Raw genomic sequence first — 21,385 nt, forward strand, 5'->3', positions numbered from 1 at the left:
CGACTGGGAAGGCAGCGATATGCAACCTCGGCAGATCACCGTCCGCTATTCCGATGGAACGCAGAAGACGATGCCGGCGCAGCCGGACCAGTCGATCCTGGAGGCCGCCGAAGAACACGGCGTCGCGATCGTCAACGAATGCCAGAGCGGGATCTGTGGCACCTGTGTGGCGACCTGTACCTCCGGCGAGTACGAGATGGGCCGCACCGAGGGCTTGTCCGAGGTGGAACGTGATGCCCGAAAGGTACTGACCTGTCAGACCTTTGCCACCTCGGACTGTCTGATCAGCCTGCAGTATCCCGCCGACGACAACGCCGCCCGGCTGGTCGCGGCCACCGGGACGGTGCTCGCGGTGGAGCACGTCTCGGCGAGCACCGCCTTGCTGCGCATCGACGTCTCCGAGCTGGGTTCGCTGTCCTACCAGGCGGGGCAGTTCGCCCAGCTCAAGGTTCCCGGTACGACGTCCTGGCGCAACTACTCCTACGCCCATCCTGCCGATGGTGCTAGCACGGTGGAGTTCATCGTTCGCCTGCTGCCGCACGGCGAGATGTCGGATTATCTGCGTGATCGGGCCAAGCCCGGTGACCGGATCGCGATGCGGTGCAGCAAGGGCGGCTTCTATCTGCGCCCGGTCGTGCGGCCACTGGTACTGGTGGCCGGCGGGACCGGGCTTTCGGCGATCCTGGCGATGGCCGCGAGCCTGGATGCCGGGATCGCCCAGCCCGTGCACCTGATCTACGGTGTGACCGCGGCCGACGACCTCTGCAAACTCGACGAACTCGAGGAGTTGCAGCAGCGCATCCCGAGCCTGACGGTGCACACGGTGGTGGCCAACCCGGGCCCCGGCTGGGACGGACCGGTCGGACTGGTCACCGACGTCCTGGACCCCAGCATGTTCGGCGGGGGCGATAGCGACGCCTATCTGTGCGGTCCGCCGGCGATGGTCGAGGGCACCCGGACCTGGCTGAGCAACAATGGAATTCACGGCACCGGCCTCTACTACGAGAAGTTCGTGGCCAGCGGGCCCGCACGCCGCCGCAGTGCACCGCGCCTGGATTACGCCGCACTGAATCTGGCCGACGTGCGCGCACGTGGCCGGGGGACCGCGGTGGTCATCGGTGGCAGCATTGCCGGTATCGCCGCGGCCAAGGTGCTCACCGAGACCTTCGAACGGGTCATCGTGCTGGAGAAGGACCCCCCGCACACCCGTCGTGAGGGCAGGCCGGGTGCCGCCCAGGGCTGGCATCTGCACCATCTGCTCACCGCAGGCCGGATCGAGTTGGAGCGATTCTTCCCCGGGATCATCGACGACATGGTGCGCGAGGGCGCGTTCGACGTCGACATGGCCGCCCAGTACCGCATCCGACTCGGCGGCGAGTGGAAGAAGCCGGGCACCGGTGACATCCAGATCGTCTGCGCCGGGCGCCCATTGCTCGAATGGTGTGTGCGGCGCCGACTGGACGGCGAACCACGCGTCGACTTCCGCTATGACGCCGTCGTCAGCGACCTGGTCTACGACCGCGCTACCAACGCCGTGATCGGTGTGGCGACAGCCGACGACAACGATGAGCTGGACGTGATACCAGCCGAATTCGTGGTCGACGCATCGGGTAAAAACACCCGGCTGCCGGAGTTCCTCGACCGCATCGGCATCGGTGCACCGGAGGCCGAACAGGACATCATCAACTGCTTCTACTCCACGATGTACCACAAGGTGCCGCCGGAACGGCAGTGGGACGACAAGGTGATGGTGATCTGCTACGCCTACCGGCCGTTCGAGGACACCTACGCCGCGCAGTACTACACCGACAGCTCCCGGACGATCCTGTCCACATCGCTGGTCGCCTACAACTGCTATTCGCCGCCGCGGACCGCCCGCGAGTTCCGGGAGTTCGCCAACCGGATGCCCTCACCGGTGATCGGGGAGAATATCGACGGCCTGGAGCCGGCGTCGGAGATCTACAACTTCCGCTACCCGAACATGCTGCGATTGCGCTACGAGAAGAAGCGCAACCTGCCCCGATCACTTCTGGTCGTCGGTGACGCCTACACCAGCGCCGACCCGGTGTCTGGTCTGGGGATGACGTTGGCGCTCAAAGAGGTTCGCACTATGCAGCTGCTGCTGGACAAGTACGGTCCGGGTCACGCGCAGCTGCCCCGCCGCTACTTCCGCACGATCGCCAAGATGGCTGACACCGCGTGGTTCGTGATCCGGGAGCAGAACCTGCGCTTCGACTGGCTAAAGGACGCCGACAAGAAGCGGCCGTTCTACTTCGGTGCGCTGACCTGGTACATGGACCGGGTGATGGAACTGGTGCATGACGATCCCGAGACTTACAACGAGTTCCTCGCTGTCGTCCACCTGGTCAAACCCGCTGCGGCGCTGATGACTCCGAAGGTGGCCGCCCGCGTCGTCGGTAAGTGGGCACGGACGAAGCTGTCGGGACAGCAGACGCTGATCGAACGCAACTATGCCAACCGCACCGTCCCGCAGATCGAGACTCCGATGGTCACCGACGAGCTGCTCGCCGATCTGACCGCCACCCGCACCCCGTAGAGAAGAGGGCCACATGATCCACCGGATGCTGAACTGCCGGGGCACCCGGATCCACGCCGTGGAGGACGGCGAGGGACCGCTGGTCGTGCTGGTGCACGGCTTTCCGGAGTCCTGGTACTCCTGGCGGCACCAGATCCCCGCGCTGGCCGCCGCAGGCTATCGGGTGGTCGCCATCGACCAGCGCGGCTACGGCCAGTCGTCGAAGTACCGGGTCCAAACCGCCTATCGCATCAAAGAATTGGTGGGTGACATCCTCGGCGTCATCGATGCCTACGGCGAGAAGCAGGCCGTGGTGGTCGGACACGACTGGGGTGCACCCGTCGCGTGGACCTTCGCCTGGCTACATCCCGAGCGCTGCCGCGGCGTCGTCGGCATCAGTGTGCCCTTCGCCGGGCGCGGGGTCATCGGGCTGCCGGGCAGCCCCTTCGGTGAGCGCCGTCCCAACGAGTACCACCTGGAACTCGCCGGCCCCGGCAAGGTCTGGTATCAGGACTACTTCTCCGAGCAGGACGCGATCATCGCCGAGATCGAGGAGGACCTGCGCGGCTGGCTGCTGGGCCTGACCTACACCGTCTCCGGGCAGCCCGCGATCGCCGCCACCGAGGCCGCCGTCGCCGCGGGTGTGGACCTGGCGGCGATGGACCCGATCGAGGTGATCCGGTCCGGGCCGCTCTGCATGGAGCAGGGGGCGCGGCTCAAGGACGCGTTCGTCTACCCAGATCCGATGCCGGACTGGTTCACCGAGGCCGACCTCGACTTCTACACAGCCGAATTCGAGCGATCCGGCTTCGGCGGTCCGCTGAGCTTCTACCACAACATCGACAACGACTGGCACGACCTCGCCGACCAGGAGGGCATCCCGCTGACCCCGCCGGCACTGTTCATCGGCGGCCAGTACGACGTCGGCACGATCTGGGGTCTGGAGGCCGTCGAGCGGGCCGAGGAAGTGATGCCGAACTACTGCGGCACCCATATGGTCGCCGACGTGGGGCACTGGATTCAGCAGGAGGAGCCCAAGGAGACCAACCGGCTGCTCCTCGATTTCCTCGGCGGACTGCGGTAGTGAAGCGTCGTCGCTGTCCCGCTGAGGGACTCGGCACCCGGGAGGCCGCGTGAAGACCGCGCACGGACGCGTTCGCAGAGCCGTCACCGCCATCGCCACCGGACGGCCGGTGGTGCTGATCGACGAGACGGCCGCGCAGGGCTACCTGGTGTTCGCGGCCGACGCCGCGACGCCGGCACTGCTCGCGTTCACGATCCGGCACACCTCGGGCTACGTCCGGGTAGCGCTGCCGGAGCAGGACTGTGACCGGCTGGACCTGCCACCGATCTGCGGCCCTGACGGCGAACCGTTCGGCACCGCGGCGCACCGCGTCGCGGTGGACTACCGCCACGTCGGGACCGGGATCTCGGCGACCGATCGCGCCCGCACTATCGCGGCGTTGGCGGCAGCGGACTCCACCGCGGCCGACTTCCACCGGCCCGGCCACGTGATTCCGGTGCTGGCCCGGCAGCACGGCGTACTCGGAGTAAGCCCGGCGGCTCCCGAAGCAGCCGTCGACCTGGCCCGCCTCGGCATGCGCAGTCCGGCGGGCGTGCTCTGCGAGATTGTGTCGCAACGCGATTCAGGAGACGTGGCCGACAGCCGCGAACTGCTCTGCTTCGCAGACCGGCATCGGCTGCCGGTCGTGTCGGTCACCGAGATCGCCGCCTACCGCAGCCGCACCGAACCGCAGGTGGCCCGCTCCTCGGAGGCCACCCTGCCCACCGCCACCGGCGGGTTACGAGTGGTCGGCTTCCGTGGCGTTCGCGACGGCTGTGATCACCTCGCGGTGATCGCAGGCAGCTCCGGAGCAGATGCCCCCATGCCGTTGCACATCCACGTCGAATGCCTCAGCGGTGACGTGTTCGGATCACTGGCATGCCGCTGCGGTGCGGACCTGGCCGGCGCCGTCGCGGCGATGAACGCCACCGGCACCGGCATGGTCATCTATCTGCGCCCGGCACAGGTACGCGCCTGCGGCCTGCTTCCCGGTGAGGTGGACGACGGGGTGTCGGAAACCGTCGCCTGGATTCTGCGCGATCTGGGCGTGTATTCGGTCAGAATGTCCGACGACGAGCCCGGACTCGGGCTGCTCATGTTCGGTGCGATCCGCGAACACGGGCTCGACGTTGTGTCCCATCCGCCGGTCTGGTCTGCCGTCGGATGAAATATGTTGTAGAACAACAGAAGACGAGGTGAATTGGTGACGCATCCCGACCTGTCCGGTAAGGCCGCGATCGTGACCGGAGCGGGGGCCGGAATCGGACTGGCCATCGCGCAGCGCCTTGCTGCCGAGGGCGCGCAGGTGCTCTGCGCCGACATCAACGGCGAGGCCGCCGCGGCGGCGGCATCGGCGATCGGCGGCGGGGCGGTCGGTCATCGCGCGGACGTCAGCGACGAGCAACAGGTGATCGGCATGGTCGACGCCTGCGTCGACGCATTCGGTGGTGTCGACAAACTGGTCGCCAACGCCGGTGTCGTGCACTTCGCGTCGCTGCTCGATACCACCGTCGAGGACTTCGACCGGGTCATCGGCATCAATCTGCGCGGCGCCTGGCTGTGCACCAAACATGCCGCCCCGGCGATGATCGCCCGCGGCGGCGGCGCCATCGTCAACATGTCGTCACTGGGAGGCCTGGTCGGAGCCGCCGGCACCGCCGCATACGGCATGTCCAAGGCTGGCATCATCCACCTGAGCCGCGTCACCGCCGCCGAATTGCGTTCGGCCAACGTACGATCCAACGCTCTGCTGCCCGCCTTTGTCGACACCTCCATGCAGCAGACGGCGATGACGATGTTCGACGAGGCGCTCGGTGCAGGCGGCGCCAACACGATGATCGGGCGCTTACAGGGCAGGATGGCCGGCCCGGAGGAGATGGCCGGCATCGTCGCGTTCCTGCTGTCCGACGACGCCTCGATGGTCAACGGCACCGCGCAGCTCGCCGACGGGGGCACCCTCGCCGCGCTGTGGTGACGCCGGTTCAGCCCGTCGGGGCCAGGCTGGTCAGAATCGCCATCGCGATCGCGGTCATCTCCTCGGCGACGTCGCTGCGCCGGGTCAGATGCCACGTGCGCGAGGCGTCTTCGATGAAGCTGACTGCAGCCGCCACCAGCAGCCGCGCCTGGGCGGCGGTGGTCTGTGGAACCTGTGTGCGGATCACGTCGATCCACACACCGTCCCGGTCGGCCTGGTTCTTCACCACCGTCTCGCGTACCTCCTCGGAGGCCGACGACAGCTCGGTGATCGTCACCGACACCAGGTCGGGGTCGTCGAGGCTGATCCGTACCCGGCCGGCGACCAGTCGTTGGAGTCGTTGGGAGGCAATGTCATTGGCGCGCAGCGCACGAACAGACTCCAGCGTCGACCACTCGTCGAGGCGACGTACCAGCGCATCCAGGATGGCCTGCTTGGAGGAGAACGAACGGTACAGGCCCGGACCGGCGATGCCGACGAGCTTGCCGATCTCGGCCGTGCTCACCGCGGGATAGCCGCGGGCCCGAAACAGCCGCGCACCGGCGGCCAGCAGGGTCTCGTAGCGGGAGAACAACGCCGCCGCCCGGTCCGGTGCCGCATCGATCGGTGCCAGTGTGCCGACGGCCGGTGTGCATGCGGCCGCCAGGCAGGCGCGGTACAGAAGCTCCTTGAGCTCGCCCGCGGGCAGGGTGAGGTTATGGCGCCCGAGACTGGTCAGGGTGCTCGACACCGCCCAGGCGCGCAATTCGGTGTGCGCGGGGCTCAGCCCGGGCATCTCCAGGCGCACGCCGGCCTGCATACCGGCCACGATCGCGTTGATCCGTGACCGGACCTCGCGGCGGTCGTCGTCGGTGAGATAGCGGGCCTCGCGCTGCCACAGCACGGTCAGGGCGCGGGTCTCGACGGCCGCGGAGATCAGGTCGGGCAACTCGGCCCGCAGCGGCCGGGCGTCCGCCTCCGGTGCGCGGCCACCGGGATTGCGGACGCTTTGATACTCGTCCTGTGCGTTGAGGATCACCGCGGTCAGCAGCGCCTGCTTATTGTCGTAGTGGCGGTACAACGCGCGCGCGGTCACACCGGCCGCCTCGGCGATCTCCTCGAGTCTGACCGAGTGGAAGCCGCGGTCGATGAACAGCCGCGCCGCCTGTTCGAGGATCTGCTGTTTGCGGTCCTTGGGTCGGCGCCGCACGGCGGGGACGGTCGTCTGCATCGCTGGGGTGCCCTTCTACTTCACCGGACCGGAACATCCTCCCAGATTGGTCGCACGAGCGATTCGGAACGTATCCAAAAAATACATCAGTATCTGAAAACACGCCTCTGCATGGCATATTGACACCGAGCTGGTGCCAGGAAAGGCATACTGACTATAGACATAATCGGTGTATCCGGGTACTCTCGCGGTGGTGATCGGTCGTCTTGACACGGCGGCGAAGGCATCTGGCGCGACTTCGCTGAGTCACCTGCCCGCCGCGGTGGGTGGCCCCGCCAGAGTGCGGACCGACATGCCCGAGCAGGGCGCCGGGGACCTGGCCCACGCGGTCGTCGGGCTGCAACAGGCGGTCGACCGGCTGATCGTGTCGTCCTCGCTGGAACAGCTGCTGGCGCTGGCGCCGGAGGCGGCGGCGTTGATGGGTTTTCACCGGGTGCTGGTCTCGCGGGTCGACCAGGGGATCTGGTTGGCACATCAGGCATTTGTCGCCGACGATCCGGATTTCGCCGAGCAGCTGGTGGCGTTCGGTACCGCCCACTCCCGGCAGCTCTCCGGGCGGCTGCTCGAGTCCGAGATGCTGCTCAGTGGCGTTCCGATTCTGGTCCGCGACGCGCAGGCGAATCCGCGGGTGTTCACCAAGCTGGCACGGTTCAGTCGCACCACCGACTACGTGGCCGCGCCGGTACAGGTGTGGGGCGCTCCCGTGGCGATGGTGCATGCCGACCGCTATCCCGGTGGTGATGTCGAGGAGATCGACCGCCAGCTGCTGGGGCTGTACGCCCGCGGATTGGGTTTGGCGATCGAGCGAGCCCAGCTCGCCGACCGGTTGCGGGTGATCAACCAGGCCTCGGCCCCGCTGGGCGTGCACGGCGACGAGCCGGATCCGACGGCGCCCCCGGTGCGCCTGGCCGCCGTGTCGCCGTTGCCCGGTGCCGAGCGTGCCACCGACCGGCTCTCACCGCGGGAATGGGATGTACTGCGCTGCATAGCCCTGGGTAAGACCAACGCACAGATCGCGACCGGGCTGTTCCTGACCGAGAACACGGTCAAGGTGCATGTCAAACGAATCCTGCACAAACTCGGCGCGGCCAACCGGACCGAGGCCGCCGCGCTGTATCACCGCCTGACCCGCCGCGGCCCCTAGGCCGGGTCACGTCCTCGTGACGGACGGCCCCGACGCCTCGTAGCGGCCCGCCTCGGCCGCTGACAGCTCGGTTCCGGTCACGATCGACTCGAGGTCCGACACCGCGGCGAACCGGCAGAAGCTGTTCGCGCCGAACTTCGAATGCGCCGCGACAAGGATTCTGCGGCGGGCGACCTTGACCGCCGTGTGCTTCACCGCGGCCACCGCCGGGTCGGGTGTGGTGAGGCCGTGCTCTATCGAAATGCCGTTGGTGCCAAGGTAAGCGACGTCGATCACCAGGCTGCCCAGCATGTCGGTTGCCCAGTGGTCGACGGTGGCCAGCGTGCGGCCGCGTAACCGACCGCCCAGAAGCAGCACCGTCACCGTCTGGCTGTGCGCCAGCACTTCCGCCACCAACAGCGACGAGGTGACGATGGTCAGGTCCCGCTCGGCGAGACGTTCGGCGATCAGGCGGGGCGTGAAACCCTCGTCGAGATAGACCGTTTCGGCCCCGTGCAGCAACTCCGCGGCGGCAGCGGCGATGCGGTGCTTCTCGGCCAGGTCCGCCTGGCTGCGGTACTCCACGGTCGACTCGAAAGCCACCGTCTCCAGCGGAATCGCTCCGCCGTGCACCCGCTTGATCAGTCGCCGGCCGGCCAGCACCTTCAGATCGCGCCGGATCGTCTCCGTTGCGACGTCGAGCTCGTCGGCTAGCGAGGCCACCTCGACGCGCCCCCGGGTGCGGGCGAATTCGACGATGCGACTTTGGCGGGTTTCGGAATCCACCTCGACATTCTCACTTGCCGGGGCCGGCGAGTACCTCCCGGACCTCTTCCGGCGTCTGGGCTGTGCGCAGCCGCGCCACCTCGTCCTTGCTGAGGAACACCCCGGCGATCCTGGTCAGCAGTTCCATGTGGTCCTTGCCCGCACCGGCGATACCGACGACGAACTCGGCCGGTTTGCCGTTCCAGTCGATCGGCTCGGCATAGCGCACGAACGACATACCGGACCGCTTGATCGCGGACTTGGCGTCGTTGGTGCCGTGCGGGATGGCCAGGCCGTTGCCCATGTAGGTCGATACCGAGCCCTCCCGCTCGTACATCGCCTCGACGTAGGCCGGTTCGACGGCGCCCGAGGCGACCAGCAGCCGTCCCGCCTCGCCGATCGCACCGTCGCGGGTGGTCGCCGTGCCGGCCAGCACGATGGATTCCACGCTCAGCACATCCGCGGGCGCTGAGTCCTCGGACGGCTCGGCCGCGGCGGGCTCGGCGCCGTTGCCGGCGTTGCCCAGCAGTTCCACGATCTCGTCGTACTGTGGCGCGTTCATGAAGTTGTCCACCGACACGTGGACGGCCGACGGGGTTTTCTGCTGGGCACGGGCTGTCAGATCCTGGTGGGTGACCACCAGGCCGTAGCTGTCCGTGAGGTTGGCGATCGACGCGTTGGTGACCTTCACATCGGAGAAGCCTGCGGCCTGAACCTTCTTGCGCAGCACCGAAGCACCCATTGCCGACGACCCCATGCCGGCGTCACAGGCGAACACGATGTCGGTGATGGGCCGTCGGTCCGACGAACCGAGCAGAGCGGCCGACACGCTCGACTTCTTTCCTTTCAGCGCCTCCATGCCGGCCGTTGCCGCCGCCAGATCGCCCTCGTCGTCGGCCCGGTCGGTCTTGAGCAGCAGTGCCGCCACCGCGAATGAGACTGCGGCCGCGCCGAATACCGACAGTGTGACACCGAGGAAACTGCCGCTGGCGGTTTGGGCGTAGACGGCGATGATCGAGCCCGGGGCGGCCGGTGCGCGCAGCCCGGACCCGAACAGCACGTTGATGAAGATGCCCGTCATGCCGCCGAGGATGGTGGCGGCGATCAGCTTCGGCTTCATCAGGACGTACGGGAAGTAGATCTCGTGAATCCCGCCGAAGAACTGGATGATCGCAGCGCCCGGAGCCGACGCCCGCGCTGCCCCACGGCCGAAGGCCATGTAGGCCAACAGGATTCCCAGGCCGGGGCCGGGGTTGGCCTCAAGGAGGAAGAGCACCGACTTGCCGGTCTCCAGCGCCTGGGTGGTGCCCAGCGGGGTGAGCACGCCGTGGTTGATGGCGTTGTTGAGGAACAGCACCTTGGCCGGCTCGATGAAGATCGAGGTCAAGGGCAGCAGGTTGTGGGCCACCAGGAAGTCGACGACATGGCCTGCGCCTTTGGAGAACGCCGTCACGATCGGGCCGATGCCGAAGAAGCCGAAGACCGCCAGGATCAACCCGACGATGCCCGCCGAGAAGTTGTCGATCAGCATCTCGAAGCCCGGACGGATCTTGCCGTCCCACAGCGCGTCGATCTTCTTGATCACCCAGCCGCCGAGCGGGCCCATGATCATCGCACCGAGGAACATCGGGATGTCCGAACCGGCGATGACTCCCATCGTGGCGATGGCACCCACCACGCCGCCGCGGATGCCGTAGATCATCCGGCCGCCGGTCGCGCCGATGAGGATCGGCAGCAGGTAGGTGATCATCGGCGCGACGATGCCGCCGTCGGCGAAGTCCCCCCAGCCACCGATCTTGGCCACCCAGCCGTCCGGGCTGCGCAGTCCCTCGAACAGACTGGTGAGCCAACCCGCCTTGATGAACAGTGCGGTGATCAGGCCCCAGGCGATGAACGCGCCGATATTGGGCATAACCATGTTCGACAGCGACGTGCCCAGCTTCTGCACGTGTACACGCGCGCCGGTCCGTGGCTTGGCTTCGGTGCTTGTCACTGATGGCCTCCGATCTGGGGTCCCGTGATGCGAGTCACATCGTAGGACCAGTAAAACCCACAAATGGGCACCGTGGCAAGCAAACGGGCATAAATGGGCAGAAAGAGTGGTGGATTTATGCCCGAACTGCGTTAGAGTGCTGTGTGACGCATTCGCACAGCGGAAGGACGACCACCATGAAGGCCCTGCGTTTCTATGCGCCGGAGGATGTCCGCCTCGAAGACGTGCCAGAACCACAGTGCGGTCCGGACGAGGTCAAGATCCGGGTGCGCAACTGCTCGACCTGCGGCACCGACGTCAAGATCCTCCACAACGGTCACCAGAACCTGACACCGCCGCGCACCATCGGCCACGAGGTGGCCGGCGAGATCGTCGAGGTGGGCGCCGAGGTCAACCCGACCTATGGCAGTGACTGGGCGGTGGGCGACCGGGTTCAGGTCATCGCCGCGGTGCCCTGCGGCGAATGCTACGAATGCCGCAAGGGCTGGATGGCGGTCTGCCAGAACCAGACGTCGGTCGGCTACCAGTACGACGGCGGCTTCGCCGAGTACATGATCGTGCCCAGGCAGGTGCTCAAGGTCGACGGGCTCAACCGTATTCCCGACAACGTCGGCTTTGACGAGGCGTCGGCCGCCGAACCCTTCGCGTGCGCCATCAATGCCCAGGAACTGCTCGGAATCGAAGAAGGTGACACCGTCGTCGTCTTCGGCGCGGGCCCGATCGGCTGCATGCACATCCGCATCGCCCGCGGTGTGCACAACTGCGGGCCGGTCTATCTGGTCGACGTCAACGACAGCCGGCTGAAGATGTCGGCCGACGCCGTGCACCCCGACGACGTCATCAATGCCGCCGAGGTCGACGTCGTCGAGAAGGTGATGGAACTGACCGGCGGACGCGGTGCCGATGTCGTCATCACCGCCACGGCGGCCAACGTGACCCAGGAACAGGCCATCGCGATGGCCGCGCGCAACGGGCGCATCTCGTTCTTCGGTGGCCTGCCCAAGACCAACCCGACGATCACCTGTGATTCCAATGTCGTGCACTACCGCCAGTTGCACATCCACGGCGCCAACGGGTCCGCCCCCGAACACAACAAGCGCGCACTCCAATACATCTCCACCGGACAGGTGCCCGTCAAAGACCTGATCACCAAGCATATCGCGCTCGACGACGTCCTCGACGCCTTCGGCATCGTCTCCAGCGGTGAGGCCATCAAGGTGACGGTCGAGCCGTAGTTCTGTGCGTTGAGTGAGTACTGAGGGGTCATGTATCGGCTGAATTGCCGACCTCAGTACTCACTCAATCTGTAGCGCCGCCGCGCAGGTACACCGTGGTGGTGTGGGTGAAGAACTCGCGGGCCGCCTGTCCCTGCTCCTTGGGACCCAGGCCGCTCTTCTTGGCTCCACCGAACGGAACGTGCGGATCAGCGCCCGCCGACTCCGAGTTGATGTGCAGCACACCGACGTCGACGAGCTCGACGGCCTGCAGTGCCCGGGTCAGATCCTGGGTGAATACCGCTGCGGACAAGCCGAATTCGCTGTCGTTGGCCAATGCGAAAGCCTCGTCGGCGTCGGCGGCGCGACGCACCGCGACGACGGGCCCGAACAGCTCGTCACCCCAGATGTCAGCGCGCCCGCCGACTTCGACGATCGTCGGCGCCACGAAGAAGCCGTCGGCCAGCGGCCCGTCCCGGTAGGGGGTGCCGCCGGCCAGGACACTGCCGCCCTGAGCCACCGCCGAATCGATACCGGCCTGAATGCTCTTCTGGGCCGACCCGCTGATGACCGGACCCATCTGGGTCGTGTCGTCGATCGGATCGCCGACTGCCAGTCCGCGGGCCCGATCGCCGAGAGCGGCCAGGAACCGGTCTGCGATGCCATTCGTCACGATCACACGCGATGTGGCCGTGCACTTCTGGCCGGTTGAGCGGAATGCGCCCAGCATGACCTGTTCGAGTGCCAGCTCCACGTCGGCGTCGTCGAGCACCACGGCGGCATTCTTGCCGCCCATTTCGGCTTGCACCGGCACACCCCGCGCCGCCGCTGCAGCCGCGATCCGCCGGCCCACCCCGGTGGAGCCGGTGAACGTGATCGCGTCCACGCCGTCGTGGTTGACCAGTCTGTCGCCGATCGCGGACTCCCCGATGGCGACGTTGAGCACGCCTGCCGGCAGGCCGGCCGCCGTGAGCGCCTCGGCGAGCCGAATCGCCAGTAGCGGAACGGTACTCGCCGGCTTCCAGACCACCGTATTGCCGTACACCAGGGCCGGGGCGATCTTCCAGGCCGGGATGGCGATCGGGAAGTTGAACGGGGTGATCACCGCGACCACACCAATCGGCTTGCGGGTCACCAGGATCTGCTCACCGGCCCGCGGGGAAGCGAAGATCTCACCGGCGGACCGGTCGCCCTCGTTGCCGTAGTAGCGCAGGATCTGCGCGGCACGCCGTACCTCGCCGACACCCTCCGCGCGGGTCTTGCCCTCTTCGAGCGCCAGCTCGAGACCCCAGTCCTCGGCGTTGCGGTCGACCACCGCGGCGGCGTCGAGCAGGACCGCTCCCCGCTGGTGGATCGGGGTTGCCGCCCAGGCTCGGGCCGCACCACGGGCCGCCGCCACCGCCTGGTCCAGGTCGGCGGCATTTGCGCAGACACCCTCGGAGACAACCACACTGGGTCGTGCCGGGTTGATGCTTACCAGCTCGGAGCCGCCGCCACGATGCCACTCTCCGGCGATGAGATGCCGGAGTTCCACAGCTCCGGTCATATCAGCGGAACGCGGCATGCCCGGTGAGCGCACGACCGATCGACAACAGGTGCATCTCAGAGGTGCCCTCGTAGGTCAGCACCGACTCCAGGTTGTTGGCATGACGCAGCGGTGAGTATTCGAGCGTGATTCCGCTGCCGCCCAACAGGGTTCGGCACTCCCGTGCGATCGCGATTGACTCGCGCACGTTGTTGAGCTTGCCCAGGCTGATCTGCTCGGGACGCACGCCTTCGGCGTCCTTCATCCGGCCGAGATGGATGGCCAGCAGCATGCCCTTGCCGAGCTCTACCGTCATGTTCGCCAGCTTCTCCTGCGTGAGCTGGTAACTCGACAGCGGTCGGTCGAAGACGTCGCGTGACTGGGTGTAGGCGATGGTGGTCTCCAAGCTGTCCCGGGCCGCTCCGAGCGAACCGAAGACGATGCCAAAGCGTGCCTCGTTCAGACACGACAGCGGCGCACCCAGGCCCTCGGCGAGCGGCAACTGCGCCGACGCCGGCAGCCGGACGTTGTCGAGCACCAGCTCCGAGGTCACCGACGCGCGCAACGAGAGCTTCTTGTGGATCGCGTTGGCGGTGAAGCCCGGGGTGTCCGTCGGCACCAGGAAGCCGCGCACCCCGTCATCGGTCTGCGCCCACACCGTGGCGACGTCGGCCAGGTTGCCGTTGGTGATCCACATCTTGGTGCCGTTGAGCACCCAATCGCTGCCGTCGCGGCGAGCACGCGTGCGCATGCCCGCCGGGTTGGACCCGAAATCCGGCTCGGTCAGACCGAAGCAGCCGATGGCATCCCCGGCGGCCAGCCGGGGCAGCCACTCGTTCTTCTGTTCCTCAGAGCCGTACCGGTAGATCGAGAACATCGACAGCGAGCCCTGCACCGACACGAAACTGCGGAAGCCACTGTCGCCGGCTTCCAGCTCCATGCAGGCAAGACCGTAGCTGACGGCGTTGGTACCCGCGCAGCCGTAGCCCTGCAGGTGCATCCCCAGCACGCCCAGCTCACCGAACTCCTTGGCCAATTCCTTTGGCAGGGTGGCTGATTCGAACCAGTCCTCGACGTTCGGCCGGAGCCGGGTGTCGACGAACTTGCGCACGGTGGCGGCGATGTCGCGTTCGTCGGAGTCGAGCAGGCGGTCGATGGCGAACAGCTCGAGCGGGTCATAGGTATGCGACCCAGTGGTGTCCTTCTTGGGCGGTGCTGCGGTGGTGCTCATGATCATCCGATCCGGATCAGCTTCTTGTTCACGAACTCGTCGATGCCGAAGCGGCCCAGCTCGCGCCCGTAACCGGAGCGCTTCACACCGCCGAACGGCAACTCGACACCGTCGGCGCCGACGAGGTTGACGAAGACCATGCCGGCGTCGATCTTGTCGGCTACCCGCTGGGCCTGCTGGCTATCCGTGGTGAACACATAGGAGCCCAGACCGAACGGGATGTCGTTGGCGATCTCGAGGGCCTCCTCCTCGGAGTTGGCCTTGAACACCATGGCCACCGGGCCGAACAGTTCCTCGCGGTAGGTCGTGGAGTCGGGGGACACGCCGGTGAGCACCCCGGGCGGGAAGTAAGCGCCCTTGCGCTCACCACCCGATACCAAGTTGGCGCCGTCGGCCACCGCGCGGTCGATCTGTTCGGCCAGCCGCGTGGCGGCAGCCAGCGAGGACAGCGGAGCCAGCTCGTCGGCAGTCTCGAGGACCTTCTTGGTGAACTTGTCCACGAACTCGTCGTAGAGGTCGGCGGCCACGATGAACCGCTTGGCGGCGTTACAGGCCTGCCCGGCGTTCTCGAACCGGCCGGCGATCGCCGCCTCGACGGTCCCGTCGAGGTCGTCGGTGCTCAGCAGGATGAACGGGTCGGAGCCCCCGAGTTCGAGCACGACCTTCTTGAGGTTGCGGCCGGCGACCTCGGCCACCGCCGCACCGGCGCGCTCCGAGCCGGTGAGTGAGACACCCTGGACCCGCGGGTCGGCGATCGCCTGCGCGATCTGCTCGTTGGTGGCGTAGACGTTGACGTAGGCGCCCGCGGGGAAGCCGGCGTCGTCGAAGATCTGCTGGATGGCCTCGGCGGACTCCGGGCACTGCGGCGCGTGCTTGAGCACCACGGTGTTACCCAGGGTCAGGTTCGGTCCGGCGAAGCGGGCCACCTGGTAGTAGGGGTAGTTCCACGGCATGATGCCCAGCAGCACGCCGACCGGGCCGCGCTTGATGACCGCGGTTCCTTCGCCGTCGAGCAGGTCGATCGGCTCGTCGGCCAGGAACTTCTCGGCGTTGTCGGCGTAGTACTCGTAGATCGCGGCGCTGAAGTCCACCTCGCCGAGCGCCTGATCCAGCTGCTTGCCCATCTCGCGGTGGATGATCTCGGCGAGCTTCTCGCGGCGCTCGGTGTGCAATTCGGCGACGCGGCGAACCAGAGCGGCGCGGTCGGCGACCGTGGACGTCTTCGACCACTCGCGGTATGCCTTAGCGGCAGAGGCCAGTGCCTGCTCGATCTGCTCGTCGGTGGCGGTCGGATACTCCCGCACGACGTCTCCGGTCTTGGGGTCGACCACTGCGTACAGACTCATGTCCCGTCCTGGTGTTTAGTAGTGTAAAACTACCGAAAGTTATATACCGCTAAACTTTGGCCCGCAAGGCCCGGCGGCCGACGAGCGAAGGTGAGGTGCCCCGGATGTCCCGCAACGTAGCCGCTACTGACGACATCACGGACAGCGCCGACGGGTGGATGACCCGGCTGGGGCCCAAGCTGCGCGCCCTACGCAAGGACCGCGCACTGACGCTGGAAGCTGTCGCCGACCGGGCCGGTCTCACCAAGGGCTTCCTGAGCCTGGTGGAACGCGGCCAGACCACCATTTCGGTACCGAATCTGCTCAAAGTCTGTGACATTCTTGGTGTTTCGCTAGGTTCGCTGTTCGACTACCCGGAGTCGGCCGTCGTGCGTGACGGCCTTGGCGCGCCGGTCGAGATGGGCGGCAGCGGGATTCGCGAGTACCTGTTGACGCCGCAGACCGAGCGCAACCTTCAGGTGATGCGCTCGGTTCTGCAACCCGGCGGCAGCACCGGCGGGGCCTACACCCTGGACTCGGAGACGATCTTCGTGTTCGTCGTCCGCGGCTGTCTACGCCTGCTGGTCGACGGCCAGGAATCGGTGCTCGAAGCCGGTGACAGCTATACCTTTTCGGCCCGCGCGGTGCACTCCTGGGATAACCCCGGACACGAGGAGTCCGAAGTGCTCTGGTCGATCGTGCCGCCCATTCCGCGGGCGGCCGGTGCGTCGAGCTGAGCCAATTCGGTACCGTACTGTGCGTTGACGTGCTGTACTGGCGCATCTGGATCCCTCAGGGGGAGGTTGTCACATGGCCAAGCCGGTCAAGATCTTGCGCCGCAAAGACGGCGAACAAGCGGTCGCGGTAGACCAACGCGTCCGCGTCCACGTCGATACCGATGACGAAACCCGCGGCGTCGTGGTCGAAGACTTCGGCGATCTCGCCGGCCAGAGTGTCGATCTGGGCGATACCCACGTCGCCGATGCCGCCCGCCGCTGGGCCGTGCTCACCGACGAGGGAACCTTGGTCTTCGTCGACAGCCACCAGCTAGCGCCCGAGTAGCGCCGGCGGTAACACCCGGCACACCTCGCCGACATCCCGCCCGGCCTTCAATACCGTGCGATCAGGCCGCACCACGGCCGCATGCGCATGCCCGGCGTGTAACCATGCGCGCAGCGCAGACCCGGGTTCGGCGATGAGAACCTCTGCGCCACAGCGCTGCACCATGGCGCGTTCTCCGGCGGACAGTTCACGATCGGCGACAACGGCGAAGCCGATCCCCAGGACGTCGTCAACCCGCCGGCCGTCGGCGGTGACTGCGTTGGGACACAACGCCCCACCGAGCTGATGCGGACGGAAAGTGCGGTGTACCAACGCCGAGCGGTGAAGCGCCGGTGTCTGCGAATCGACGACGCGCTCCCGCACACCCGGGAGCAGATGCATGCGCGGCACGACGGTCCGGCGCAGCACATCTCCGATCTCGCCGCCCGCGGTCATCGCGCGCCCGACCATCAGCGCCAGCCCGATCATCTTGCGGGCGTGCGGTTTACGCTCCTGCTCGTAGCTGTCCAGGACAGCCGGGGGCAGGGTGCCGTCGAGCACACCGGCGAGCTTCCAGGACAGGTTCATCGCGTCGCGTACCCCGGCCCCCATTCCCTGGCCCACGAACGGGGGAGTCAGATGTGCGGCGTCGCCGAGCAGGAACACATTGCCGCCGCGCCACCGGTCGGCGATCTTGGCCCGAAATGTGTACTCGGTGACCCGGATCAGCTCGAGGTGCTCGTCGCCGACCTGGCCGACCCACGGCGCGATGAGCGGTTTGAGTGCGGCCAGGGTCCGGAAGTCGTCGGCGGTCTCGCCGGCAAGCAGGCGAAACTCCCAGCGGTAGCGGACTTCTCCGATCTGCATGAAGGTGCCCGCTCGGTGCGGGTCGCACAGTTGGTGCACGCCCGCCCACTGGTCGAGGTTCGCCGTGGTGGCGACGTCGACGACAAGCCAGCGCTGGTCGAAATTCAGATCGCGCATACCCACTCCGATTCGCGACCGCACCAGGCTGTTGGCTCCGTCGCAGCCCAGCACGTAATCGGCCTCGACGGTATGGCTGCCACCGTCGACGCGGTCGGTGTAGGTCACGCGGGTGCGGCCGTCTCGGATCTGGTCGATGGCCGTCACCTCGACGTTGCCGCGAAGGGTGGCTTGCGGGTAGCGCTCCAGATTGGTGCGCAACAGTGTCTCGAGTTCCGGCTGGTCGAACATGTTGGCCTCGGGGTGGCCGTGTCGGCTGCGGGCGGTGTCGCGCTGGAACTCGGCGAGCACCCTGAAGCTAGGGTCGAGCAGCCGAAGGCCGAGCGCGGGCCGCGAGATCTTGGCGAACTCCTCGGCGATTCCCAGTCGGTGCATGATGCGGTACACCTCGTCGTCGAGGTGAACGGCTCGCGGCTGGGGGTACACCTCGGCCCAGCGGTCCAGGACGAGGGTCTCGACGCCGTACTGGGCGAGCAGGGTGGCGGCGGTGACGCCGGTGGGGCCGGCCCCGACGATCACGACTCGACGTTGTTCGACCTCGTCCATCACCACTCCTTCATAAACTGACGAAATCGTCACATGCGAGGGAGGGTGCAGTCAAGTACTTCTGATGAAATCATCAGAAGTGACTCTTGGCGGTACGATCAGCGCGTGGCAGAAGATCCCGAACCCTCGATCAATCGACTCGAGCGGCGCAAGCAGCGCACTCGTATGGCATTGATCCGATCGGCGCAGACGTTGATCGCCGCAGGCCGGCTCAACGTCCCGGTGCTGGAGATCACCCAGGCCGCCGACGTCGGGATGGGATCGTTCTACAACCACTTCGACAGCAAGGAGCAGTTGTTCGAGGCGGCGATCGTCGACGTCCTGGACAGGCACGGGGCCGTGCTCGATGCCCTGACGGCCGATATCGAGGATCCCGCCGCCGTCTTCGCCTGCAGCTTCCGGCTGACCGGGCGGTTCTTCCGGGAGCGCCCGCAGGAGAGTCGCATCCTGCTGGCGAACTGGGGTGCGTTGCTGTCCTCGGACCGGGGCCTTGCCCCGCGTGCGATGCGCGACATCAAGGCGGCGGTCGCGGCCGGGCGTTTCGACGTCGAGGACCCGGAGTTGACGCTGTCGGTGGCGGCCGGCGCGCTACTGGGCCTCGGCTATCTGTTGGAGGCCCAGCCGGACCGCGACGCCGGCGCGACGGCGGACTCGGTCACTGAAAGTGTTCTTCGACTGTTCGGGATGTCGGCCGATGCTGCCCACGAGGTGTGCGTGATGCCGTTGCCGGACATGGACTTTCAGCCGTAAGAGACCGTCATACGCTGGGTGCCGAGGTCGATGGCGCCGTCGTCGGTGGCCACCGATGCCTCGATCACATCGCCATTGTGGAGGTACTTGGGGTTCTTGGCCTGAGACTTGAAGAACGCTTTCCACTTGACCGCAGGCGGTAGCAGCCCGGCGATCATGCCGACGATCTTCGGCGGTGCGCTCAATGCGGTGCCCACCGGGGTGCCGGTGAGAACCAGATCGCCGGCCGCGAGGTCCTGGAAGCGGCTCAGCGACCGCAATGCCTCCACCGGCCGGTACAACATGTCGCCGTCGACGAGGGCATTCTGGCGTTCCTCACCATTGACCCGCAGGCGCAGCCGCAACTGCCCGAACCGCTGGAGTTCCTGCGCATTCAGCAGCACCAGCGCGGGCCCGGTGGGGGTAAAGCTCGGATAGGACTTGGCTTCGTAGAACTGGGTCTGGGGGAGCTGGATGTCGCGCGCGGAGATGTCGTTGGTGACCACCAGGCCGGCGATGTAGTCACTGAGGTCGGATTCGGAAATCGTTGTGCCGACTGGGATGTCACAGCCGATGACCAGGCCGATCTCCACTTCGTAGTCCAGGAACTTGACGTGCGCGGGTTTGGTCACCGGTGCGAACGGTCCGCTGATCGATGCCGAGGACTTGCGGAAGAAGGTCAGCGGGATGGTCTTCGGGTCCATTCCGGCGTCTTCGACGTGCGAGGCGAAGTTGGTCATCTGGGCCACCACCCGGCAGGGCGTGGTGACGGGCGAGACCAGGTCGAGGCCGGCTATGTCCACGGTGTCCGTGCCGGCGGCGGCGGTGTCGATGGCGGCGCGATCGCGAAGAAGCTCCGCGGTGGTCTGTGCTGTCGTCGCGATCTTGACGGCACCGGCGTCGGTGGCGACCCACCAGGCATCTGCGGTGCGGAGGACGGAGGTGGTCATGAGGTGGCAACTTTCAGCAGGCCGATCAGGCGGGTGAGGTCGAACTCATTCTTGTCGCGAAGGGCGCCGAGCATCGAAATAGCTTCGTGGCGAGCATGTTTGGGGCTGGTCCCCAGGAAGTCCTTGGTGGCGGGTGGTCCCCACTGGGCAAGGCCCGAGGCCGTGAAGGGCGCCCAGCCGGGCTCCAAGGTGTTGTCGAACAGATCACCGTCGGCGTAGTGCTCGACCAGGAAGCCGTCCGGATCGCGCCAGTAGTCGAACAGCTGGCTGCCCTGGATGTGCCTGCCGATTCCCCACGAGCGGACATAGCCGCGCTCGCGGAGGAACTCACCGCCCGCGGCCAGTGCGTCGAGGTCGGCGACCTGATAGGCCGAGTGCACGTAGCGGTTCGCCGGCCCGAGGGCCATGGCGAGTGTGTGGTGGTCGGTCGGGGTCGAGCCCAGGTCGCACCGGATGAAGCTCATGGTCGGTCCGCGGTGACGCTGGCCGGGGAAGTACAGGAAGTCGCTGACGATCAGGCCGAGGTGATCCAGGTACCAGTTCAGTGACTCGATGTACTTCGTCGACTGCATGACCACATGGCCGAGCCGCTGGACCGAGGCGGGCCTCCGGGGCGGGCGCTGGGTGGCATTGGCGCGCCGGACGTCGTGACCGAAGTTGAACGTATGCGGCTGCTGGGCCGGCTGGCTAGGCAGCCGGTGCAGGCCGGCGACGACCTTGACCGGGATGCCGCTGGGATCGCTGAGTTCCACAGCCAGCCCACCTAAGGATTCCGGCAGCGAGCGCGTCGGCGAGTTGGTCCGGTCGGCTAGCCGCAGCACGTCGATCTCATCCTGGGCTTCGAATGCCACGCCGGCGAAGCGGGTATCCACGCCCTTGCGGATCAGCACGCAGGGGGCGCTGGCGTCGGTTCCGCGCAGCGCCAGCTCGTCTGCTGTGCGGTGCGCGACGTCGAAGCCGAATGCCCGCGCAAAGGCTTCCGCCCTGGTCAGATCTGGTTTCTCGAATTCGAGCCAGGCCAGGCCGGCGACTTTGATGACGGGGTTGCGGGAGCGGCCGGGGTGCTCGCCGCGCAGTGCGCCTTGGTCGCTGTGCAGCTCGTTGTGCGCGCCGACGACGTCGCTCATCCGAACCTCCCTCACTTGGCTGACGAAATCGTCACATACGACGGAGTT

The 21,385-nt window shown here is 66.9% G+C and carries 18 protein-coding genes; 9 read left to right on the plus strand and 9 right to left on the minus strand.

Translation table 11 applies throughout. From position 1 onward, the window contains the following. Window positions 1-19 precede the first annotated feature (19 nt). Genes OG976_RS15250 through OG976_RS15265 form a run of 4 tightly spaced genes read left to right on the plus strand, consistent with a single transcriptional unit; the run spans window position 20 to window position 5,574 of the window. Entirely contained in the window at window positions 20-2,557 is a 2,538-nt protein-coding gene (locus OG976_RS15250) for an FAD-binding oxidoreductase (protein ID WP_328350223.1), read from the plus strand. 13 nt (window positions 2,558-2,570) lie between these two features. Beyond that, window positions 2,571-3,620, plus strand: coding sequence for an alpha/beta fold hydrolase (locus tag OG976_RS15255; protein WP_328350224.1), 1,050 nt, complete (start codon window positions 2,571-2,573; stop codon window positions 3,618-3,620). Window positions 3,621-3,669: 49 nt separating this feature from the next. Beyond that, the gene (locus tag OG976_RS15260; RefSeq protein WP_328350225.1) at window positions 3,670-4,767 is read left to right on the plus strand and encodes a 3,4-dihydroxy-2-butanone-4-phosphate synthase; all 1,098 of its coding nucleotides are present in this window, start codon (window positions 3,670-3,672) and stop codon (window positions 4,765-4,767) included. 36 nt (window positions 4,768-4,803) lie between these two features. Next, window positions 4,804-5,574, plus strand: a complete 771-nt coding sequence (locus OG976_RS15265; RefSeq protein WP_328350227.1) for a glucose 1-dehydrogenase — start codon at window positions 4,804-4,806, stop codon at window positions 5,572-5,574. 7 nt (window positions 5,575-5,581) lie between these two features. Here the strand turns inward: OG976_RS15265 and OG976_RS15270 are convergent, their stop codons facing one another. Then, window positions 5,582-6,784 (minus strand): TetR/AcrR family transcriptional regulator, encoded by a 1,203-nt coding sequence (locus tag OG976_RS15270; protein ID WP_328350229.1) that lies wholly within the window; start codon window positions 6,782-6,784, stop codon window positions 5,582-5,584. A gap of 193 nt (window positions 6,785-6,977) precedes the next feature. Here OG976_RS15270 and OG976_RS15275 point away from each other — a divergent pair, with 193 nt between their 5' ends. Then, a complete protein-coding gene (locus tag OG976_RS15275; protein WP_328350231.1) occupies window positions 6,978-7,928 on the plus strand; it encodes a LuxR C-terminal-related transcriptional regulator in 951 nt (316 codons plus the stop codon). Between the two features lie 6 nt (window positions 7,929-7,934). Here OG976_RS15275 and OG976_RS15280 read toward each other — a convergent pair whose 3' ends face one another. Both OG976_RS15280 and OG976_RS15285 read right to left on the minus strand, forming a co-directional pair. Continuing rightward, window positions 7,935-8,693 carry a DeoR/GlpR family DNA-binding transcription regulator gene (locus OG976_RS15280; RefSeq protein ID WP_328350233.1) on the minus strand — a complete coding sequence of 253 codons (759 nt, stop codon included), beginning with the start codon at window positions 8,691-8,693 and terminating at the stop codon, window positions 7,935-7,937. Between the two features lie 10 nt (window positions 8,694-8,703). Further along, the gene (locus OG976_RS15285) at window positions 8,704-10,590 is read right to left on the minus strand and encodes a PTS mannitol transporter subunit IICBA (protein WP_328363617.1); all 1,887 of its coding nucleotides are present in this window, start codon (window positions 10,588-10,590) and stop codon (window positions 8,704-8,706) included. Window positions 10,591-10,841: 251 nt separating this feature from the next. Here OG976_RS15285 and OG976_RS15290 point away from each other — a divergent pair, with 251 nt between their 5' ends. After that, the gene (locus OG976_RS15290; protein WP_328350235.1) at window positions 10,842-11,900 is read left to right on the plus strand and encodes a zinc-dependent dehydrogenase; all 1,059 of its coding nucleotides are present in this window, start codon (window positions 10,842-10,844) and stop codon (window positions 11,898-11,900) included. A 64-nt stretch (window positions 11,901-11,964) separates the two neighbouring features. Here OG976_RS15290 and OG976_RS15295 read toward each other — a convergent pair whose 3' ends face one another. The 3 genes from OG976_RS15295 to OG976_RS15305 are packed head-to-tail and all read right to left on the minus strand — an operon-like array spanning window position 11,965 to window position 15,981. Then, window positions 11,965-13,425: an aldehyde dehydrogenase family protein gene (locus tag OG976_RS15295; protein WP_328363620.1), complete on the minus strand. Its 1,461-nt coding sequence runs from the start codon at window positions 13,423-13,425 to the stop codon at window positions 11,965-11,967. Window position 13,426: 1 nt separating this feature from the next. Next, a complete protein-coding gene (locus OG976_RS15300; protein ID WP_328350237.1) occupies window positions 13,427-14,635 on the minus strand; it encodes an acyl-CoA dehydrogenase family protein in 1,209 nt (402 codons plus the stop codon). 2 nt (window positions 14,636-14,637) lie between these two features. Continuing rightward, window positions 14,638-15,981, minus strand: coding sequence for an NAD-dependent succinate-semialdehyde dehydrogenase (locus tag OG976_RS15305; RefSeq protein WP_328350239.1), 1,344 nt, complete (start codon window positions 15,979-15,981; stop codon window positions 14,638-14,640). Between the two features lie 104 nt (window positions 15,982-16,085). Here OG976_RS15305 and OG976_RS15310 point away from each other — a divergent pair, with 104 nt between their 5' ends. After that, entirely contained in the window at window positions 16,086-16,697 is a 612-nt protein-coding gene (locus OG976_RS15310; protein WP_328350240.1) for a helix-turn-helix domain-containing protein, read from the plus strand. A 73-nt stretch (window positions 16,698-16,770) separates the two neighbouring features. Further along, complete coding sequence (locus OG976_RS15315; protein WP_328350242.1) at window positions 16,771-17,022, plus strand: hypothetical protein; 252 nt, start codon at window positions 16,771-16,773, stop codon at window positions 17,020-17,022. Here the strand turns inward: OG976_RS15315 and mhpA are convergent. After that, complete coding sequence (gene mhpA / locus OG976_RS15320) at window positions 17,008-18,531, minus strand: bifunctional 3-(3-hydroxy-phenyl)propionate/3-hydroxycinnamic acid hydroxylase MhpA (protein ID WP_328350245.1); 1,524 nt, start codon at window positions 18,529-18,531, stop codon at window positions 17,008-17,010. The two genes, OG976_RS15315 and mhpA, sit on opposite strands and share 15 nt — an antisense overlap. A gap of 105 nt (window positions 18,532-18,636) precedes the next feature. Here mhpA and OG976_RS15325 point away from each other — a divergent pair, with 105 nt between their 5' ends. Further along, entirely contained in the window at window positions 18,637-19,281 is a 645-nt protein-coding gene (locus tag OG976_RS15325) for a TetR/AcrR family transcriptional regulator (protein ID WP_442930339.1), read from the plus strand. Here the strand turns inward: OG976_RS15325 and OG976_RS15330 are convergent. Then, window positions 19,272-20,210, minus strand: coding sequence for a fumarylacetoacetate hydrolase family protein (locus OG976_RS15330; RefSeq protein ID WP_328350247.1), 939 nt, complete (start codon window positions 20,208-20,210; stop codon window positions 19,272-19,274). The genes OG976_RS15325 and OG976_RS15330 overlap by 10 nt on opposite strands. Beyond that, entirely contained in the window at window positions 20,207-21,337 is a 1,131-nt protein-coding gene (locus OG976_RS15335) for a VOC family protein (protein ID WP_328350249.1), read from the minus strand. Before OG976_RS15335 ends, OG976_RS15330 begins: the two co-directional genes overlap by 4 nt. Window positions 21,338-21,385: the final 48 nt, after the last annotated feature.

Source organism: Mycobacterium sp. NBC_00419 (assembly GCF_036023875.1).
Classification (GTDB): Bacteria; Actinomycetota; Actinomycetes; order Mycobacteriales; family Mycobacteriaceae; genus Mycobacterium.

Coding starts and splice junctions, on each gene's coding strand:
- OG976_RS15250 (WP_328350223.1), top strand. CDS start 20: ATGCAACCTCGGCAGATCACCGTCCGCTATTCCGATGGAACGCAGAAG.
- OG976_RS15255 (WP_328350224.1), top strand. CDS start 2,571: ATGATCCACCGGATGCTGAACTGCCGGGGCACCCGGATCCACGCCGTG.
- OG976_RS15270 (WP_328350229.1), bottom strand. CDS start 6,784: ATGCAGACGACCGTCCCCGCCGTGCGGCGCCGACCCAAGGACCGCAAA.
- OG976_RS15285 (WP_328363617.1), bottom strand. CDS start 10,590: ATGGTTATGCCCAATATCGGCGCGTTCATCGCCTGGGGCCTGATCACC.
- OG976_RS15290 (WP_328350235.1), top strand. CDS start 10,842: ATGAAGGCCCTGCGTTTCTATGCGCCGGAGGATGTCCGCCTCGAAGAC.
- OG976_RS15295 (WP_328363620.1), bottom strand. CDS start 13,425: ATGACCGGAGCTGTGGAACTCCGGCATCTCATCGCCGGAGAGTGGCAT.
- OG976_RS15300 (WP_328350237.1), bottom strand. CDS start 14,635: ATGAGCACCACCGCAGCACCGCCCAAGAAGGACACCACTGGGTCGCAT.
- OG976_RS15305 (WP_328350239.1), bottom strand. CDS start 15,981: ATGAGTCTGTACGCAGTGGTCGACCCCAAGACCGGAGACGTCGTGCGG.
- OG976_RS15310 (WP_328350240.1), top strand. CDS start 16,086: ATGTCCCGCAACGTAGCCGCTACTGACGACATCACGGACAGCGCCGAC.
- OG976_RS15315 (WP_328350242.1), top strand. CDS start 16,771: ATGGCCAAGCCGGTCAAGATCTTGCGCCGCAAAGACGGCGAACAAGCG.
- mhpA (WP_328350245.1), bottom strand. CDS start 18,531: ATGGACGAGGTCGAACAACGTCGAGTCGTGATCGTCGGGGCCGGCCCC.
- OG976_RS15330 (WP_328350247.1), bottom strand. CDS start 20,210: ATGACCACCTCCGTCCTCCGCACCGCAGATGCCTGGTGGGTCGCCACC.
- OG976_RS15335 (WP_328350249.1), bottom strand. CDS start 21,337: ATGAGCGACGTCGTCGGCGCGCACAACGAGCTGCACAGCGACCAAGGC.